General features: G+C 56.3%; 1 protein-coding gene. It reads left to right on the forward strand.

Going from position 1 to position 1,231, the window contains the following annotated elements; all coding sequences use genetic code 11:
- The first annotated feature begins 60 nt into the window (after nt 1–60).
- Nucleotides 61–1,196 (forward strand): IS3 family transposase gene (locus N6P30_RS24310; RefSeq protein ID WP_210949563.1). Its coding sequence is split into 2 segments (ribosomal slippage): nt 61–307 and nt 307–1,196, totalling 1,137 coding nucleotides; the frame shifts between segments, so codons are not numbered across the junction.
- Nucleotides 1,197–1,231: the final 35 nt, after the last annotated feature.

Below are 1,231 nucleotides of genomic sequence, written 5' to 3' on the forward strand. Positions count from 1 at the left end.
TGGACTGACCCCGCCACGGTAGACGATCCTGCCCTATAGTTTTGAGCATAGGAGGAGCGTATGGGCACACCACGATTTACACCTGAATTTAAGGAAGAAGCCGTCCGCCAGATAACAGAACGCGGTTATTCCGTTGCCGAAGTATCCGACCGTCTGGGCGTCTCTGCACACAGCCTCTACAAGTGGCTACGGGCTATCAAGCCTGATAACAGCGAACAACATGCCCGGGATTTACTGGAAGCCAAAAGCGAGATCCTGAAACTCCGGGCGCAGCTAAAACGCACCGAAGAAGAACGGGATATCCTGAAAAAGGCCGCGCGGTACTTTGCAAGGGAGCCCGACTGAAGTACCGCTTTATCAATGAACACCGCACTGTATGGGGTGTGATGACGATGTGTCGGGTACTGAATGTCGCCCGGGCCGGGTTCTATGCGTGGCTGCATAACCCTGTCTCGGCGCGTGATAAAGATAACCAGCGCCTGCTGATGCTTATCCGCGACTCCTATTCCCTGAGCGGAGGCGTATACGGTTACCGGCGGGTTCATGGCGATCTGAACGAAATCGGAGAAACCTGCGGTAAAAACCGGGTGGGCCGCATCATGCAACTGAACCAGATTAAAGCTGTACGCGGCTATAAAGCGCCACGTCGTATCGCCGGCAGACCTTCAGTGGTTGCTCCTAATCGCGTGCAGCGGCAGTTTACCGTTGTCCGGGCCAACCAGGTCTGGGTCACTGACATCACTTACATCCGCACCTGGCAGGGCTGGCTGTATCTGGCGGTGGTTATCGATCTCTTTGCCCGTAATGTGGTCGGCTGGTCGATGAAACCCACTCTCTCACGCGAACTGGCGCTCGACGCGCTGATGATGGCGGTCTGGCGCCGAAAACCAGACGGCGAGGTCATCGTACACAGCGATCAAGGTAGTCAGTACGGCAGTGACGACTGGCAGCGCTTCTGCCGGGCCAATAACCTGGCACCGAGCATGAGCCGGCGTGGCAACTGCTGGGATAATGCGGTGGCCGAATCGTTCTTCAGTTCACTGAAAAAAGAACGCATCAGGAAGCGAATATACAAAACCCGGGATCTGGCCCGGGCGGATATCTTCGATTACATTGAAGTGTTCTACAACCGGGCCCGGCGTCACAGCCATCTCGGCGGCGTCAGTCCGGAGGCCTTCGAACAGGCCTCGTCGTGAGGACAGGAAATGTCTACTGTTGTGGGGTCAGTCCA

The sequence above is a fragment of the Enterobacter sp. PL1 genome (assembly GCF_945957325.1).
GTDB classification, from domain to species: domain Bacteria; phylum Pseudomonadota; class Gammaproteobacteria; order Enterobacterales; family Enterobacteriaceae; genus Enterobacter; species Enterobacter roggenkampii.